15 protein-coding genes and 1 tRNA gene are annotated in these 16,152 nt (G+C 69.6%); 4 read left to right on the top strand and 12 right to left on the bottom strand.

Translation table 11 applies throughout. From position 1 onward, the window contains the following. Positions 1–3 precede the first annotated feature (3 nt). Both Q1V88_RS14080 and Q1V88_RS14075 read right to left on the bottom strand, forming a co-directional pair. Positions 4–1,242: an MFS transporter gene (locus tag Q1V88_RS14080; RefSeq protein WP_300681920.1), complete on the bottom strand. Its 1,239-nt coding sequence runs from the start codon at positions 1,240–1,242 to the stop codon at positions 4–6. Further along, positions 1,239–1,826: a TetR/AcrR family transcriptional regulator gene (locus Q1V88_RS14075; protein ID WP_300681919.1), complete on the bottom strand. Its 588-nt coding sequence runs from the start codon at positions 1,824–1,826 to the stop codon at positions 1,239–1,241. The genes Q1V88_RS14080 and Q1V88_RS14075 overlap by 4 nt, the downstream gene beginning before the upstream one ends. Positions 1,827–1,993: 167 nt before the next feature. Between Q1V88_RS14075 and Q1V88_RS14070 the strand changes: the two genes are divergently transcribed. The 3 genes from Q1V88_RS14070 (at position 1,994) to Q1V88_RS14060 (ending at position 4,442) form a co-directional block, all read left to right on the top strand. Beyond that, positions 1,994–3,451, top strand: a complete 1,458-nt coding sequence (locus Q1V88_RS14070; protein ID WP_300681918.1) for an amidohydrolase family protein — start codon at positions 1,994–1,996, stop codon at positions 3,449–3,451. A gap of 92 nt (positions 3,452–3,543) precedes the next feature. Then, entirely contained in the window at positions 3,544–4,353 is an 810-nt protein-coding gene (locus Q1V88_RS14065) for an MBL fold metallo-hydrolase (RefSeq protein WP_300681917.1), read from the top strand. A 15-nt stretch (positions 4,354–4,368) separates the two neighbouring features. After that, positions 4,369–4,442: transfer RNA gene (locus Q1V88_RS14060), tRNA-Met, on the top strand. Between the two features lie 96 nt (positions 4,443–4,538). Here the strand turns inward: Q1V88_RS14060 and Q1V88_RS14055 are convergent. The 10 genes from Q1V88_RS14055 to Q1V88_RS14010 all read right to left on the bottom strand — a co-directional run bounded on the left by Q1V88_RS14055 (position 4,539) and on the right by Q1V88_RS14010 (position 14,339). Next, complete coding sequence (locus tag Q1V88_RS14055; RefSeq protein WP_300681916.1) at positions 4,539–4,769, bottom strand: tyrosine-type recombinase/integrase; 231 nt, start codon at positions 4,767–4,769, stop codon at positions 4,539–4,541. A gap of 382 nt (positions 4,770–5,151) precedes the next feature. Then, complete coding sequence (locus tag Q1V88_RS14050) at positions 5,152–5,892, bottom strand: HNH endonuclease (RefSeq protein ID WP_300681967.1); 741 nt, start codon at positions 5,890–5,892, stop codon at positions 5,152–5,154. Continuing rightward, positions 5,892–7,307: an ATP-binding protein gene (locus Q1V88_RS14045; RefSeq protein WP_300681915.1), complete on the bottom strand. Its 1,416-nt coding sequence runs from the start codon at positions 7,305–7,307 to the stop codon at positions 5,892–5,894. The genes Q1V88_RS14050 and Q1V88_RS14045 overlap by 1 nt, the downstream gene beginning before the upstream one ends. 297 nt (positions 7,308–7,604) lie before the next feature. Further along, a complete protein-coding gene (locus Q1V88_RS14040; protein WP_300681914.1) occupies positions 7,605–8,612 on the bottom strand; it encodes a sensor domain-containing diguanylate cyclase in 1,008 nt (335 codons plus the stop codon). Positions 8,613–8,686: 74 nt separating this feature from the next. Next, positions 8,687–10,771, bottom strand: a complete 2,085-nt coding sequence (locus tag Q1V88_RS14035; protein ID WP_300681913.1) for a hypothetical protein — start codon at positions 10,769–10,771, stop codon at positions 8,687–8,689. Then, positions 10,768–10,977, bottom strand: a complete 210-nt coding sequence (locus tag Q1V88_RS14030) for a hypothetical protein (protein WP_300681912.1) — start codon at positions 10,975–10,977, stop codon at positions 10,768–10,770. The genes Q1V88_RS14035 and Q1V88_RS14030 overlap by 4 nt, the downstream gene beginning before the upstream one ends. A gap of 102 nt (positions 10,978–11,079) precedes the next feature. Beyond that, on the bottom strand, positions 11,080–11,607 hold the full coding sequence (locus tag Q1V88_RS14025; protein WP_300681911.1) for a flavin reductase family protein: 528 nt from the start codon (positions 11,605–11,607) through the stop codon (positions 11,080–11,082). A 29-nt stretch (positions 11,608–11,636) separates the two neighbouring features. Further along, positions 11,637–12,443: an FCD domain-containing protein gene (locus Q1V88_RS14020; RefSeq protein WP_300681910.1), complete on the bottom strand. Its 807-nt coding sequence runs from the start codon at positions 12,441–12,443 to the stop codon at positions 11,637–11,639. Positions 12,444–12,513: 70 nt separating this feature from the next. Continuing rightward, the gene (locus tag Q1V88_RS14015) at positions 12,514–13,497 is read right to left on the bottom strand and encodes an LLM class flavin-dependent oxidoreductase (protein WP_300681909.1); all 984 of its coding nucleotides are present in this window, start codon (positions 13,495–13,497) and stop codon (positions 12,514–12,516) included. Beyond that, on the bottom strand, positions 13,494–14,339 hold the full coding sequence (locus Q1V88_RS14010; protein WP_300681908.1) for a hypothetical protein: 846 nt from the start codon (positions 14,337–14,339) through the stop codon (positions 13,494–13,496). Before Q1V88_RS14010 ends, Q1V88_RS14015 begins: the two co-directional genes overlap by 4 nt. 159 nt (positions 14,340–14,498) lie before the next feature. Between Q1V88_RS14010 and Q1V88_RS14005 the strand changes: the two genes are divergently transcribed. After that, positions 14,499–16,139, top strand: coding sequence for a class I adenylate-forming enzyme family protein (locus tag Q1V88_RS14005; RefSeq protein WP_300681907.1), 1,641 nt, complete (start codon positions 14,499–14,501; stop codon positions 16,137–16,139). Positions 16,140–16,152 lie beyond the last annotated feature (13 nt).

Raw genomic sequence — 16,152 nt, 5'->3', positions numbered from 1 at the left:
GGCTCAGGCGGCGGGGCGCTGCGTGGCCGGCGTACGGCTGAGCAGGACCCACGCACCCAGGGTGAGGGCGACCACCACCACGCCGTAGCCGAGGACGACCGTCTCCAGGCCCAGGTGCGGGATCAGCAGTCCGGCGACCAGGGTCGGGGTGCCGAAGGCGACGTAGCTGACCAGGTAGAGCAGCGAGATCGTGGCCCCGCGCTGGGCGGGCGGTGTCGCCGTCATCACGGCCCGCAGGCCGCCCTGGAAGGAGCCGCCGTAGCCGGCCCCGCCGACCACGGTGGCGAGCAGGAAGAGCTCGATGTTCTCCAGGCTGACGGCCAGGGCCATCAGGGCGACACCGGCCAGCATCGTCGCGCCGCCGACCTGCATCATGTGGCGCGCCCCGCCGCGGCCCAGGGCGATCCCGACCACGGCGCCGGTGCCGCTCATCAGCAGGACGGCCAGGCCGCTGACGGTGGGGGAGGTGACCGAGAAGAGCTCGCGGGTGATGGTCGGGCCGATGCCGAGGTAGAGCCCGATCAGGGCCCAGCTCGCGCACAGGTACCCGGCCGCGACCAGGAACGTGGTGCGCACGCTCGGCGGGCAGGCCAGGCGCGGGATCAGCGAGCGCCAGGCGCCGGGGTGGTGCGGGCTCGGGTCGTCGACCAGCACGACGACGGCCAGCGCGACCAGGGTCAGCCCGAGCACGATCGCGTAGGTCAGCTGGTAGTGGAACGGCCCGAACTCGACCAGGACGCCGCTGAGCACGGCGCCCAGGCCGAGCGCGACCGGCGGCACGGTGCCGTTGATCACCGCCACGGTGGCGTGCCGACGCTGCGGGGCGTGGTCGAGCATCGCGGCACCCAGGGTGCCGAAGCCGAGCCCCGAGGCGATCCCCTGGAGCACCCGGCCGAGCAGGATGCCGGACAGGCGGTCGGCGCTCATCAGCGCGACCATGCCGGCGGCCGCGCACAGCAGGGCGGTGATCACCACCGGTCGGCGTCCGACGTGGTCGGACAGCGAGCCGGCCAGCAGCAGGGTCACCGCCAGGCCCAGTACGTAGGCGGAGAAGATCTCGCTGGTGGCCAGCGCGGAGAGGTGCCAGCGCGAGGCGTAGAGCGGGTAGAGCGGGGTCGGGGCCGCCGACTGGGCCGCCACCAGCGCCAGGGCGCCGGTGCTGACCGCGACCGCGGTGCGGGGACGGCGGATCCGGGACCGGGAGGCGCGTGTGTCGGGTCCGGTCAGGTCGAGGGCGCTCACCGGAGCAGCCCGGCCAGCGAGGCCTCGACGGCGGCCCGGGTGAGGGTGTCGTCGCAGCCGCGCATCAGGCGGAAGACCGAGGCGCCGAAGAGGACGTCCATCGCCAGGTCGAAGTCGAGGTCGTCACGGACCGCGCCGGCCTCGACGGCGGCGTTCCACAGCGGCCGGATCGAGTCGCGCCGCGGCCCGAGGTAGTACTCCGCCAGGTAGGCGGCGCCGCTCGGCTCCACTGCGCACGCCGCGATCAGCTGGACGAAGACCCGGCTCGAGGGGAGCCCGTGGTAGGTCATCGAGGCCACGGCGAAGGTGACCAGATCGTGCCGGGGATCGGCGCTCACCTCGATCGGGACGTTGCTGGCCGTCGTACGGCCGAAGGCCTCGGCGACGATGGCGAGCTTGCTCGGCCAGTGCTTGTAGATCGTGGCGGTCGAGACGCCGGAGCGGGCGGCGATGCGTTCGACGGTGATCTTGTCGAACTCGATCGTGTCGAGCAGCTCACTGGTCGCGATCAGGACCTGGGTGTGGGCGTTCTGGCTGCGGGGGCGGTCGCTGACGGGCTTGAGCGCCGGGGCGGGGGTGGGCACGGGTCTCCTTAAAGTGAAATGTCACTTCACTTTATGCCTCCGGTCGGCGTCACGGACCGGCGGGTGCCATGTCGTGAGCGCATAGCGGGAGCGAAAGAGGCATTGGTGTGAGGGGGGTCACGCCCGGCACCCTGGTCGCACACCATCGGTCCCGAGGAGCAGTCGCCATGTCGCAGCACAGAACCGTCGTCACCGGCGGCCCCGTCATCACCCAGGACGACACGCTGGGCGACATCGCCGACGGCGCGCTGCTGATCGAGAACGGCCGGATCCTCGAGGTCGGCCGCACCGGGGACGCGTTCGACGGGGTCGACGCGGAGGTGATCGACGCCCGGGGCGGATGGATCCTGCCCGGCATGGTCGACAGCCACCGGCACACCTGGATGGCACTGATGCGGGGCTTCTGCGCCGACCAGTCGCTGCTGCAGTTCCTGGCGCGGACGTTCTACGGCCGCGGCTCGATCATGGAGGCCGAGGACGCCGCCATCTCCACCACCGTCGGTGCTTGGGAGGCGCTCGACGCCGGTGTCACCACGATCCTGGACTGCCACGACTGCGTGAACACGCCGGCCCACGCCGACGCCGACGTCGCGGCGCTGCGGGCCAGCGGGATCCGCTCGGTCTACGCCTACGGGATGCAGCACTTCGACTACGAGCCGGCGCACTTCACCACCCACGGGCAGCGCCTCGACGACGCCCGTCGGCTGCGCAGCGAGCTGTTCGCCGCCGACGACGACCTGTCCCGGATGGGGATGCTGCTGGGGGACTTCGGCATCGTCCCGTTCGAGGACACCGCCGCCGAGATCCGGCTGGCGCGCGAGCTCGGCCTGACCTACGCCTCCCACACCGGCGCCGCGACCAGCTCGGTGCTGCTGCGTGGGCTGCGCGAGCTGCACGACCGCGAGCTGCTGCTCGAGGGGCACCTGCACATCCACTGCCCGGCGCTCACCCGGGCCGAGTGGCAGCTGATCGCCGACACCGGCGGCAAGGTCACCATCGCCCCGGAGACCGAGATGCAGATGGGGATGGGGCACCCGCCGTTCCGGGCCGCCCTCGACGCCGGTCTGGCGCCGGGCCTGAGCACCGACATCGTCGGCGTCGGCTCCGGTGACCTGTTCTCCCAGATGCGGCTCGGCCTCCAGCTCACCCGGTGCACCGACCACGACGCCGTCCACGCCGCCGGGACGATGCCGGTCGCCGTCGACCTCGGCGTGCGCGACGCGCTCACCTGGGGCACGCGCAACAGTGCCGACGCCCTCGGGATGGGGGACCGGATCGGGTCGCTGACTCCCGGCAAGTACGCCGACGTGATCGTGGTCAAGCCGCGGATGGACCTGGTCCGCTCCAGCAACCCGATCGGCTCCATCGTGCTCCAGTCGACCGCCGCCGACGTCAGCACCGTGCTGGTCAACGGTGTCCTGCGCAAGCGCGACGGTCGCCTGGTGGGGGTCGACGTCGCCGCCGTACGCCGGTCCGCGGAGAACGCCCTGGACCGGATCGAGAAGGCCGCCTCGGTGCTGCCGAACCTCGACGACGCGGCGATCTACGGCTGGTTCGGCCAGGCCGAGCGGATGGCGACGAAGAACTTCGGCGGCGCCTACGCGGGCATGTTCGAGGGGCACTGAGCGCCGCTGAGGCTAGGGTCGGCCCTGTTCGTCCAGCACCCAGTGCTCTCGGGGCTCTCGGGGCTCTCAGGCCGACCTCACGGAGCGTCACCATGCGCGTGCACCACCTCAACTGCGGCACCATGCGACCGCCGGGCATCGTCGGCGGCCTGGTCTGCCACGTCCTCCTGATCGAGACACCGCAGGGGCTGGCGCTGGTCGATGCGGGCTTCGGCCTCGCCGACGCCGCCGACCCCCGCGGGCGGCTGGGCAGCTCGCGGCATCTGATCCGGCCGGTCTACGACCCCGGCGAGGCGGTGATCCACCAGGTCCGCGCGCTGGGCTTCGACCCGCACGACGTACGCCATGTGGTGCTCACCCACTTCGACGCCGACCATGCCGGCGGCGTGGCGGACCTGCCCTGGGCGCAGGTGCACCTGACCCGGGCGGAGAACGAGGCGGCACTGCATCCGCGCGGGATGATCGAGCGCAGCCGCTACCTGCCCGCGGTGCGGGCGCACCAGCCGAGGATCGTCGAGCACACCCTCGACTCGGCCGAGCGCTGGCGCGGGTTCGCCGGCGTCAGCGAGCTGACCGCGATCGCGCCCGGCATCATGCTGATCGCGCTGCCCGGCCACACCCGCGGTCATGCCGCGGTCGCCGTCGACGCGGGGGACCGGTGGGTGCTGCACGTCGGCGACGCGTTCTACGACCACCGCCAGCTCAGCGGCGGGTCGGCACCGCGTGCCCTGACCCTGATGGAACGGGTGATCGCCGCGGACTGGGCGACCGTGCAGGCCAACCATGCCCGGCTCAGCGAGCTGTGGCAGGCAGGCGAGCCCGACCTGATGCTGGTCAACGCCCACGACCCCTGGCTGCTGGACCGGGCCCGGGATTTGGGTGTCGGCGAGGCGAGGGACTAGTGTTTCTTTCACCGACGCGGGGTGGAGCAGCTCGGTAGCTCGCTGGGCTCATAACCCAGAGGTCACAGGTTCAAATCCTGTCCCCGCTACAAAATACAGGACCTGATGTGCGGAAACGCAGATCAGGTCCTGTCTATTTTCCTCCCGGTTTCCCATTCATTGCCGAGAAGGCGTGAGGCGCCGCTTCAATTCATGGCTGTCCGGTGCTCCTTGGTCATCGACGGAAGAACCATGACTGTGGCCGCGTTCGTGGCAATGTCCTGGCGACCGAGATATTTGGCCGTGACGTCGGTGTCCGCGTGGCCGGGCTGGTTGGCGATACTCGCAAGCGAGTAGCCCGCCTCGTCCATCCAGGTCGCAACCGTGCGCCGGAACGTGTGCGTTCCAGCCCACTTCGTACCGGCACTGGCGAGCACGCGCCTCGCGGCCGTGCAGGTCGATCGAGGTGGCCGAAATCCAGCTCTCACACTCGTCGGCCGGCACCCGGGGACCAGCGACCGGCCGTGGATCAATGTGTCCTCGAAGATGTGGAGTCAGTCACCGGCGTTGACTGCGAGAGTCTCGCCGACCGTCGGTCGACCGAAGCGAGGCAGGTTCTCGTCACCTGCGGCCCTTAAGGGGGCATTCGATGCGTGGGTTGAGCAGCAAAGGTGTTACGACGAGGTAGAGGCAGGACTGGAGACGCGGGAAGGCCCGGACGATTGGCTAAATCGACTTCTTGAAGCGGAGTCGTATGTTCGGTATTGGTGAATTTCGATGCGGTCGAGAGAGCCAGCTTCTCGAATGGGAGTTTGACTACTATGTTCGAGGAAGCTCGCGAATCGCGAGCCAGTTTGCCGGGTAGGATGAGCGAAGTGCGGACACCTCTGGTGCTTCTTTTCCTTCGCGATAGATGAGCCATTCTGCAAGTCCGTAGTCATCGATATCGCCGAAGGCTTCCTGGAGGCTTGTGGCCTGTCTGCTGCCGGTAACAAGTTCATGGAATCGCTCAACTAATGCTCCCCAAGAGCGGCGCCGAGACGACGCAACTGGCTGAGCGTTGATTAGATCGCCAAGAACGTCCAGTGTTGCGACCCCCTTTTGGGCGTGGATGGGGTTCCCGTTCGGGTCGATTCCGGTCACGCGAGCACTGATCCAGCCAGTCGTATGGGAGAAAAAGACACTATCCCAAGGGTCGTCAAAAAAAGGATCGATCAGCGCGGGCTGGCCTTCGGCGTCCACGGGGAAACGGTCGGTCTTCTTTCGATTGCAAGGTGTGCAGATCAAGCAAAGGTTCTCGAACTTAAATGCTCGACCCGGAAACTTTTCCTTCGGCCAGAAGTGCTCCACATCCGCCCCGAGAGAGTCGCTGCAATAGGCACATCGCCGCCGCCATCCGAGCGCTTCCTCGAGGACGGCCCTTAGGTCGCGGTAGGCTTGAAGTTTGCGGAAGGAATTCCATTCTCCCTTTATTGCGGATCCACTATCAACCTTGGTTTGTCTCCGCTGCAGGATGACGTTGAGAGTAGGCGGGCAGTCGATGCGAATAAGGCGTCGCATCACTCCGTCTCCGACAGCCGGCCCTCGAAGAACAATTCAAGCTGCTCGTACTCGTTCGCCTTCGTGTCGGGGAGGTCAAACAGCGCCATTTGCTGAAGCTCGGCGTGTCGTTGCATTGCCTTAACGACCCGGATTGAACGTGTTTGCGATAGCCCGAAGGCAGGGGAGGAAAGCACGTCGTCTGTGTCTCCCTTAACAAGGCGCTCGTAATCGATTGGAGAGACTGCGCCAGCTGTTCGACCCGTCTCGTCCGTTGTAAGCGTGAAGACACGTCCGCCCGTGGCTGCCTGGCAGACGAGTGGACTGTGGGTTGTAACAATGAATTGAACCAAGGGGAAGTGGCGGGTGAGCCAGGTCCCGATATCACGTTGCCAGGCGGGGTGAAGGTGGGCGTCAACTTCGTCAATCAGGACAACCGCAGGAGCGGCCAACGTAATCTCCCCCTCGTCGTCTTCGACAAGGTAGTCCAATGCATCGTCATAGCAAAGGAAGATGTGTCGGATGATGTCAATAAGCATTGCGAGCGCAGCGCGGTAGCCTTCGCTCATGTCGGAGAGGCGAAGTCTGCGTCGCTCTGCGTCAAAGAGCCATACGCCGCTGGCATCGACTGTATCGAATTCCATTCCGTTTCGGAGGAAGTCTGCCGAGAGGAGTTGAGTGACTGCGTTGAGCTGGACGTCGGCGAGTTTCTGTTCGTGTGTGCTAGCTGCTCGAACTCGGCGATAGTCAAGTTCTTGGAGCCAGCGTTCGCCTTCGCGGAGGGTTGCTTCCTCCAGGAAAAGGGTGGCAAAACGGGCCTTCAGGGGATCGGCCTCAACGCCTGCTGCTGTAGGCGAGGTTCCGTACAAGCGCCTGAATGGCCCGTACCCGATGCCTAACCAGCCGCTCGTAGCGGCCTGCCAGGGGCCGGTCTCGGCTCCCCGCTTCTTCTTCCGGAAGTTGTCCCCGGCTCGTAGAAGCCATACGGCTCCGCCAGGCTGCTCAGTATCTGCCTCGATATCGACCTCGGCCCAGAACGTGTCCTTGTAGGGGCGACCGCCGGACCGGGTCTTGTCAATGTCGGGATCGGGTCGAACCTCGAGGGAAATCGAGCCGCTCGGAGCCCCCTGGGTGACCCAGCCGTCGTAGGACGGTTGCAGGAAGCGGGCCTTATCTGGCCCCATGAGCGCGAGTGCGATCGCCTTCAGGATCGTGGACTTTCCGGATCCGTTGTCGCCAGTGATGACTGTCCAGCCGGGGAATGGTGTGCCGGGTCGCTCCGTCAAATTCCTGTCGTCGAGCAGTGAATCGATCCGCTGAATCAATGAGAGACCGCTGTTCATCTCGCTCTTACTGGGTGAGTAGAGCGGGCAGAGGTTGATGTCGAGTTCCGCGAACGCACGGATGTTGCGGCACACGATCCGACGCAGGTACATGCTCGGTTCCAATCGTTGTCGGCGGATGTCCGGGACTAACCTACCCATCCCCTGTCTCTCAGGAGTCGAAAGGTTCGCAAGCTGTGAGTTGGCCCGATCCGGTCGCACGGCGTGTCGGTTGTCTCCGGCCCCTTGCGGTGGCGCGGAGCAGTGCGTTGCCTGGGAGTGCCAGAGGGCGAGCGAGGCAGCGGTTGCCGCCTTCGCCGCTCTTCGGCCGAGTAGGGGTGGGATCCCGAGAAACAACCAATGAACCTCGGAATCTCATGTTCCAATCCTGTCCGGCTAGCCTCGTGTCATTTACCCGCGCCCGGGGCGCTTCTTGTGCAGGTACATCAGCTCGTCCCCGCGCTGCAGGGCCTCCTCGAGGTCCTCGCCGTCGGCGATGCTGACCGCTCCGATCGCGGCGCGGATCTGGTGGAGCCGCCCGTCGAGCTCGGTCGGCACGCTGACAGCGTCGCGCAGGTCGGCCTCGATCTGGTCGACGTCGGTGCGCTCGGCGAAGAGGGCGACGAACTCGTCGCCGCCGATGCGCAGCACGAGGTCGCCGTGGCCGGCCACGGCCTCGATCCGGCGGGCGGTCTGGGCCAGCACGGCGTCGCCGACCTGGTGGCCGAAGGTGTCGTTGACCGCCTTGAACCCGTTGAGGTCGAGGAAGGCCAGGGAGGCGTACGTCGCCTCGCCGCTGCGATGGCGGGTGGCGACGGTGTCGAAGGCCCGCCGGTTGGGCAGCCCAGTGAGGGCGTCCTGGACCGCCAGCCCGCCGAGGTTGACCGCGGCGGCTCGCATGTCGAGCACGCTCATGGTGAGCTCGGCCAACCGCTCCAGGCCGGCCACCTGGCCCTGGCTCAGGGCGGCCACCTGCTCGCCGTACACGCGCAGAGTGCCGATCGGGAGACGGTCCGAGGTCAGGATCGGTGCAGCGGCGAAGAGCCGGATCGGCGGGTCGACCTGCCCCAGGAACGCCTTGTGCGCGAACCGCGGGTCCTCGGTGGCGTTCTCCGAGCGCAGCACCGAGCCGCCCAGGATCGCCAGGGCACACAGCGAGTCGGCCCGGCTCGCGTTGACCCGCGGCGCCCCGAAGGAGGCAGCGGTGTAGTGCTGCTCGGCGTCGATGATGTTGACCGAGCCGTACGGCACTCCGCACAGCGACGCCGCCACCTCCGCGATCCGGTCCAGCTCCGGCTCCGGGCTGGCCCCCACGATGTGCAGCGCCCTGACGGCCGCGATGCGCTCCTCCTCCCGCGGATGGAGCTCGGTCGGCAGCCAGGTCACGCCACGGTGCTGCGGTGGCAGGTGCTTCGTCATCCAGGCGGTCATCTCAGGTCCCCGTTCTGCAGGCCGGCCGGAGTGAGGATCGTAGACGAGACCCGGTGGCCGCCTCAGCCGAATCCGTTGAGAGCGTCGACGGAGGCGATCAGGTCGCCCTTGTCGTAGTTGTCCACGGCGACGAAGTTCGGGATCTGGCCGCGCTCGGCCTGGCACTCCTTGAGCCGGGCCAGCAGGACCGGCTCGGCGTTGACCACGGCAGCGTCGGCGACCCGGCTACCGGGGTTGCTGAGCCAGTGGTTGACCAGGAAGAGCGGCGCGTTCGCCGGCCCACGGAACCGCGCGCAGCTGAACTGGCTCGCCTTGCGGAAGTCGTACGGCGTGTCCTGGGACCAGACCTCCCCGTCCAGGATCCACGGCACTCGGGAGTCGACGTGATGCTCGTGCAGGACCACGATCCGGCGACCGGAGTCGATCATCTGCTCCAGAGTCGGCCACGGCCGGCCGGCCTCGGGGGTGTAGACGTAGGGGAGCAGGCCCGCCTTGTCGAAGACCGTGGCGGTGTCGGTGGGGCTGACCTCGTCCTGGATGAAGAAGGTCACCACCTCGCGGGGATGGGTCTCCATCCACGACCTGACCTGCTGCATCAGCGGGATCCACTCGGTGGAGCCGAGCTCGCACAGGGCGTGGCACAGGTACGGCTTGACCTCGCCGCGCGGGGTCAGGTTCAGGGCGTCGCGCAGTCGGAGCGCGGAGTCGACCACCTCGGTGCCGAAGTCGGTGCGGGCCTGGGCGAGCGCGGTGGCGCGGCTGGCCTCGGTGTTGGCGTTGATGCTCGGCTGCGAGGTCGCCTGCGCGGGCCAGGAGTCGATCAGGAAGACCCGGATGCCGGCGTCGAGCTGGCCCATCACGCCGGTGGGCTGCTCGGCCAGGAACCAGCCGCGTCCGTCGGCGGCCGACATCGAGTTGTGGGTCGCCGGGAACGCGACGTCGTTGTAGGGCCGGGTGCACAGCTCGACGTGGCCGTTGCAGGCGGTGCCGTCCCCGCTCGCGGAGGCGGTGGGGAGCGACGTACCGCCGGGCCACGCACCGACCACGACGGTCGCCACGACCACCGCGGCGGCCAGGCCGAGCGCGAAGCCGCGCAGGGCGGCCGGACGCAGCCGCGCCGCCAGCCGGGGCAGTGCGGCGAGGGTGGCCGCACCCAGGTCGCGCAGTGCCGCCAGCACCAGCACCACCCCGACCGCGCCGGCCAGCAGGGCCAGCACGGTGAGCGGCTCGAGGATCAGGGCGACGCCGGCCAGCACCACCAGGGCGGCACGGGCGAGCCGCTCGCCGGGGGTGAGGCGGGAGCCGTCGATCCAGGAGGTCAGCTCGGCACGCAGCGCCTGCCGGCTCAGCCGGAGACCGGAACGGCTCACCAGGGTGACCACCAGGGCGGCGATGCCGACCACGATCACCCATCTCCAGAAGGCGCCGTCGAGCTCGTGCCAGGCGGCCTGGACCAGGGCACCGCCCAGGGTGTCGGTGTCGAAGCGGCCCACGACCAGACCGATCAGGAGCGTGATCAGGGCCAGCAGGCCCGTGACGCCGAGCAGCCCTCGGCGTACGACCTCCAGCCAGGCCCGCCGGTCGCGCCGGCGCAGGGCGCAGGCCGCCAGCAGCGCGACCACCCCGAGCAGGGGGAGCAGCCAGGACAGCAGGGCGACGGTGTGGGCCGTCGAGATCAGGTCCGAGGTGAGCTGACGCGACCCGATCGAGGAGAGCGTCACGTCGAGGTCGTCGGGGATGACGGCCTGGGTGTCGGGCGCGATCGTGGTGATCGCGGCGACCAGCAGCGCGCCGACGTCGGCCAGCCGGAGCACGACCTCGTCGTCGCTGCCCGAGACCAGTGCGCGGTGCAGCGGTGCGATCGTGGTGCGCACCAGCGGGCCGAGCGACGGGCTCGACACCACCGCGGTGGCGGCGGTCTCGAGCAGCGGGCGCAGCGCGATCAGCTCCGGCTGCTGGGCGATCACCTCGGTGCTGATCACCAGCCCGACCTGCCGTGCGACGGTGGAGTCGGTCCGGATGGCGTCGGCGTGCTGGGCGAAGCGGCTGCCGTCGAGCACCTCGCGGTTGACCACCCCGGCGAGCAGACCGGCAGCGATCAGGAGTGCGCCGAGCGCAGTGAGGAGGTGGGCGCCTCCGCGCCTCACGCCTTCGCCCGGGCGCGGTGTCGGCTGAGCATGAAGCCGATCCCCATCCCGATCAGGGTCATCACCGTCATGGTCAGCCACAGCGGGCAGGTGATGTTGATCCAGAGCAGGTTGATGTGGGTCTTGTCGCGGTTCTGCACGATGAAGACGATCGCGATCACCGCCAGGACGATCGCGAGCCAGCGCTCCTTGAGGAAGTCGGACATGTCGGTGCTCCTCGCCGGGTCCCGATGTCATGGAGGAGGACTCGGGGTACTGCGAACACTAGTGCCCGGCGCGCTCACGATGCGGGCATCGGCCCGCGCCGCTCACCAGCCCCAGCCGAGGGTCTCGGTGCTCACCTGGATGTGGTCGGGCATGCCCAGGCGTCCGCGGAAGAAGAGCATCGGGTTGGCGTCGCGGTCGTGCTCCAGGCCGGCCACCTCGCCGATCACGATGTCGTGGTCACCGGCCGGGACGACCTGGTGGACGCGGGCGTGGACCCGCAGCAGCACGTCGGGCAGGGACGGCGTCCCCAGTGCGGACGTGGTCCAGTCCAGTCCCTCGAAGCGACGCCCACGGCTGGAGCCGAAGCGTTCGCACAGCTCGCCCTGGTCGGCGCCGAGGACGTGCACGGTGAAGACGCCCTGGGGCGCGATCTGCGGCCAGGACCGGCCGCCGTGGTCGACGCAGATCAGGATCAGCGGCGGCTCCAGCGACAGCGAGGCGAACGACTGGCAGGCGAAGCCCAGCGGGGACCCGTCGGCGGCGGTGCCGGTCACGACGGTGACGCCGCTGGCGAACTGACCCATGTGCCGGCGCATCTCGTGCGGCGTGGGGGCGGTGAGGACACTCATCGATGGGCTCCAAACAGAGGTGGGCTCCCTCACCCGGAGGAAGCGATGAACCGGTTACGCACCGAGACCGGCGAGATCAGCACTTCGCTGTTCTCGTCGCCGGGATAGATCTGGGAGACCTTGAGGTGCTCCAGAGCGGTACGCCGGGCACGCTCGGTGTCCCCGGCGGTGATGGCGTCGAGCAGCTCGCGATGGTGGTCCAACGCCCCCAGCCGCTCGGCGCGGGGGATCGGGGCGGTGTCCTTGCTGCGGCTGGCCCAGGCGGCCTCGTGCGAGCTCCACAGCGACTCCAGGGCCCCGGCGAGCATCGCCAGGGACTGGTTGCCGCACAGGTCGACGAGCGCCTCGTGGAACATCCGGGACAGCGCGGTCACCTCGACCAGGTTGTCCACCACCTTGACGGCCTTCTCGTGCAGCCGGGTCAGCACCGGCACGATCTCGGTCATCCGGTCCTCGCGGGCCGCACAGGCGGCGGCACAGGCAGGCTCCACCTCACGCAGCGCGGCAGCGACGTCACTGATCGGGACCCCGCGGCCCGCCAGCGCCATCCCGAGGCTGTAGGCGACGTGCTCGGCATCGGGGCGGTGCACCAGGGCACCGCCGATCGCACCACGGCGGACGGTGATCAGGCCCTCGGCCTCGAGCACCCGCATCGCCTCGCGGAAGGTCGGCTTGGAGACCCCGTAGTGCCCGCGGAGCGATTCCTCCACCGCCAGCTCCTTGGCGTCGGCCAGGTCGCCGACCAGCAGCCGGTTGCGCAGATCGTCCGCGATCTGCTCGGCGAGGCGTGCGAAGCGCACACCACCGCCGGTCGCGCTGGGGCCTTGTTGGGTCATGGCTTCCTCTCCGGGAGTCGACCAGAGTGGTCTATCGCATGTCGGCACCGCGCCGCACGAGGAAAGCCTTTCATGCGTCCTCCTGCGAGCCACGCAGCAGCGGGGCCAACGCGCCGAACGTGAGGTCGAGATGCTCCTCGACCAGGTCGTTCGGCATCTGGGCGACACTGGCCCAGAAGTAGAGGTGACGGATCGGGGCGGTGTCGATGATCGGCCGCAGGATCGCCGCGGCCTGGTCGACGGTGACCACCCGCAGGCCGCTGGAGTCGAGGTCGAGCATCGCCCGGGTGAGGTCGCCGAGGTCGGGGGTCGGGGCCGTCGAGCCGTCGCTGAGCCGGGCCTGGGCGTAGGTCTGGATCTGGTGGGCCAGGTGCGGCGCCACCTGGGCGGCGGTGCGCTCGGGGTCGCGGGTGAGGAGCAGCGGCACCAGGCCGCCCATCTGGGCGATCGCGGGATCGTGGCCGCCCTCGCGCAGCCCGGCGACGTACGGCTCCAGCAGGGCCGGCTGCGGGGAGAGCAGGCCGACGCCGAGCCGTCCGGCCCGGCGGGCGCCCTGGGGCCCCTGGTAGCCCAGCCACAGCGGGATCCGCTGCTGCACCGGCGAGGGCTGCAGGGTGGCGCCCCACAGGTCCTCCTGCAGGGCCGCGACGCTGCGGTCGGCCAGGGTCATCCGGCGGGAGAGGTCCTGCCCGAAGAGCTCGAACTCGGCCGGGGCGTAGCCCGCACCGACACCGATCTCAAGCCGGCCGTTGCTGAGGTTGTCGACCAGGGCCGCCTGCTCGCTGACGTCGCGCCGGTGGCGCAGGCCGGCCAGCATCACACCGGTGCACAGCCGGATCCGCTCGGTGCGGGCCGCGGCAGCGGCCAGGAAGGTCAGCGGCTGGCTCAGGTAGCCGTCGTCGAAGAGGTGGTGCTCGGTGGCCCAGATCGCGTCGGCGCCCCGTTGCTCGGCGGCGACCACCAGGTCGAGCGCCTCGGCGTACACCTCGGGCCACGGCCTGGACCACGGGGCGGGGTTGCGCAGGTCGAAGAGCAGCCCCAGGGAGAGCGTCATCGCTCGCCCCCGGCGGGGGCGGCGGGGTCGGGGGAGGTGGGGTGCTCGTCGTCGAACCAGGACCACTGCCACGGCGTGATCGTCTCCAGGGCCCCGGCGAAGCGGACGCTGGCGCGGTCACCGGCCGGTGGGTTCAGCCAGCCGGGGACGGCACCGGCCTCGAGCCGCTCCAGCGCGGTGGCGGGCGGGTCGATCTCGCAGGCGAGGTAGACCACCCTGATGGTCTCGCGCTCGGAGGTCCCCTGCGCGGCCTCGCGCCGGGCCCACTCGCTCGGAGCCAGGCCGGGGTCGCTCTCCAGGGACCAGGCCGCCGCGATCCCGGGTACGCCGGCCAGCGCGGGCAGCAGCTCGTCGATCTCCCAGGCGTGGCGGGCCTGGAGCTCGCTGCGGGTGAGGTCGTGGGGCAGGGCGGTGACCAGCAGCACCACCCCGGTCACGGGCCGGTAGTGCAGTGCTCGGCCGCCGATCCGCAGCCCGGGGGAGAGCGCGGTCCCGGCGACGCGGAAGAAGTCCATGTAGGCCCGGTCGACCAGGTCGACGTCGGGGCGGCGGCCCTCGCGCAGCGACTGCTCGGCCAGCTCGGCCCACTCCTCGACGGCGGCACCGGCGGGCTCGTCGAACCAGTAGATGTTGGCGTAGTGGAAGTCGGCGAACTCGCCCGCACGGCGCGAGGCGGCGGCCAGTGCGGGGGAGTGGACGAAGCGCTCTCCGTGCGCGACCCCGGCCAGCGCAAGGTTCTCGGGGCGGTGGTCGAGCTGGTGCCACGCGTTGATCTCGCGGTGCAGATGCGGTGCGCGGGCACGGGAGAGGCTGAGGAACGCGACAGCCGGCGGAGTCGGCATCGGGCCTCCTTTCGTCGTGAATCTTATGGAAGATTGCCACATCTTGGATCCGAGTGACAAGCGACGGACGCTGTCATTCTCGCTCAAACGGGCGGAGTTCGCAGGGTTCTCGTGGGCAAGAGGTTGACATAGATCACATCTAAGTTCTAGAACATTTACATGACCGAGATCGATGCAGCCCTGGCGGCGGAGTACCGGCGGCGCGGCTGGTGGAGTGACTCGACCATCGCAGGAGCCGTGGCCGAGAACGCCCGCATCCGGCCCGAGGCTCCGGCCTGGACCAGTGCGGACACGACGATGGACTGGGCGAGGACCGATGCCGGGGTCGACACCCTGGTGGGCCTGCTCGCCGGCGCCGGCGTCGTACCCGGCGACAGGGTCGCCGTCTGCCTGGCCGACGGCATCGAGATCCACCTCGCCTTCCTCGCCCTGGAGCGGCTCGGCGCGACCATCGTGGGACTGGGGGCCAAGGCCGGGGTGCGCGAGATCGCCCACCTGCTCGGCCAGTCCTCGGCCACCACCCTGATCACCTTCGCCCGCCACGACGGACGCCCGGCCGAGGCCCTGGCCGCGACCCTGGCCGAGCGCGGCGTCACGGTGCGCCACCTCGTCCTCGGCCTGGACGGGTTCACCCCCACCCTGGCGTGGGCCGGTGAGCCCAGCGGCTGGCTGCGCGAGATCGAGCCCGCCCCCGCCCCTGCGGTGACGCCCGACCCCGACGGGCTCTACCTGATCAACTCCACCTCGGGCACCACCGGCCTGCCCAAGGCCGTGATGCACACCCAGAACCGGTGGCACTACTTCCACACCCAGGCCGTCGCCAACGGCGAGCTGCGCGAGGAGGAGGTGATGCTCTCGATCGTGCCCGCCCCGTTCGGGTTCGGGCTGTGGACCTCGCACATCACCCCGGCCAAGCTCGGCGCCCACACCGTGGTGCTGCCGAAGTTCAGTGCCCGCGCCGCCGCCGAGGCGATCGAGCGCCACCGGGTCACCGTGCTGTGCTGTGTCAGCACCCAGTTCATCATGATGCTGGCCGACCCCTCGCTCGACGAGTTCGACCTCAGCTCGCTGCGCGTCGTCTTCACCGGGGGAGAGGCGGTGCCCTACGCCAAGGCCAGCGAGTTCGAGCGCCGCACCGGCGCCCGCATCCTGCAGTTCTACGGCTCCAACGAGACCGGCCTGCTCAGCGGCACCACGACCACCGACTCCGAGGAGCGCCGGCTCACCACCGCCGGCCGGATCGTGCCCGAGATGCAGGTCCGACTCCTCGACGCCGGCCGCGACGTGACTGACACCGGTCGCGGCCAGCCGGCCTGCCTCGGCCCGGCGCTGTCGCTGGGCTACCTCGGTGACGACGCCGCCAACGCCCAGCTCTTCACCCCTGAGGGCTGGATGCTGATGGGCGACATCTGCGAGATCGACGACGAGGGCTACCTCAGCGTCGTCGGACGGATCTCGGAGTTCGTGGTGCGAGGTGGGAAGAACATCTCTCTGGCCGTGGTCGAGGCCGACGCCCTCACCCACCCCGCGGTGCGCCACGCCGCCGCTGTCGCGATGCCCGACCCGGTCCTCGGCGAGCGGGTCTGCCTCTTCGTCGAGCTCCATGCCGACGCCGACCTCGACCTGGCCGGGCTCACCGCCCACCTCACCGAGCAGGGCGCCTCCCGCGAGCTCTTCCCCGAGCGACTGGAGGTGGTCGCCGAGCTGCCGCGCTCCAGCGGCGCCAAGGTCGCCAAGGGGGAGCTGCGTCAGCGCATCGCCGCGCTGGTCGAGGCCGAGCTCGCCGGCCCGACCCCGTAGTCCGCACCCCGCA

This window comes from Nocardioides sp., from assembly GCF_030150155.1.
Lineage (GTDB): Bacteria > Actinomycetota > Actinomycetes > Propionibacteriales > Nocardioidaceae > Nocardioides.
Note: the sequence above shows the minus strand (reverse complement) of the source record. Positions and strands in the feature narration are given on the sequence as shown.

Excerpts from the sequence above, each read along its gene's own strand:
- Q1V88_RS14070 (WP_300681918.1), top strand. The coding sequence starts at position 1,994 with ATGTCGCAGCACAGAACCGTCGTCACCGGCGGCCCCGTCATCACCCAG.
- Q1V88_RS14065 (WP_300681917.1), top strand. The coding sequence starts at position 3,544 with ATGCGCGTGCACCACCTCAACTGCGGCACCATGCGACCGCCGGGCATC.
- Q1V88_RS14050 (WP_300681967.1), bottom strand. The coding sequence starts at position 5,892 with ATGCGACGCCTTATTCGCATCGACTGCCCGCCTACTCTCAACGTCATC.
- Q1V88_RS14045 (WP_300681915.1), bottom strand. The coding sequence starts at position 7,307 with ATGTACCTGCGTCGGATCGTGTGCCGCAACATCCGTGCGTTCGCGGAA.
- Q1V88_RS14040 (WP_300681914.1), bottom strand. The coding sequence starts at position 8,612 with ATGACGAAGCACCTGCCACCGCAGCACCGTGGCGTGACCTGGCTGCCG.
- Q1V88_RS14030 (WP_300681912.1), bottom strand. The coding sequence starts at position 10,977 with ATGTCCGACTTCCTCAAGGAGCGCTGGCTCGCGATCGTCCTGGCGGTG.
- Q1V88_RS14025 (WP_300681911.1), bottom strand. The coding sequence starts at position 11,607 with ATGAGTGTCCTCACCGCCCCCACGCCGCACGAGATGCGCCGGCACATG.
- Q1V88_RS14020 (WP_300681910.1), bottom strand. The coding sequence starts at position 12,443 with ATGACCCAACAAGGCCCCAGCGCGACCGGCGGTGGTGTGCGCTTCGCA.
- Q1V88_RS14015 (WP_300681909.1), bottom strand. The coding sequence starts at position 13,497 with ATGACGCTCTCCCTGGGGCTGCTCTTCGACCTGCGCAACCCCGCCCCG.
- Q1V88_RS14010 (WP_300681908.1), bottom strand. The coding sequence starts at position 14,339 with ATGCCGACTCCGCCGGCTGTCGCGTTCCTCAGCCTCTCCCGTGCCCGC.
- Q1V88_RS14005 (WP_300681907.1), top strand. The coding sequence starts at position 14,499 with ATGACCGAGATCGATGCAGCCCTGGCGGCGGAGTACCGGCGGCGCGGC.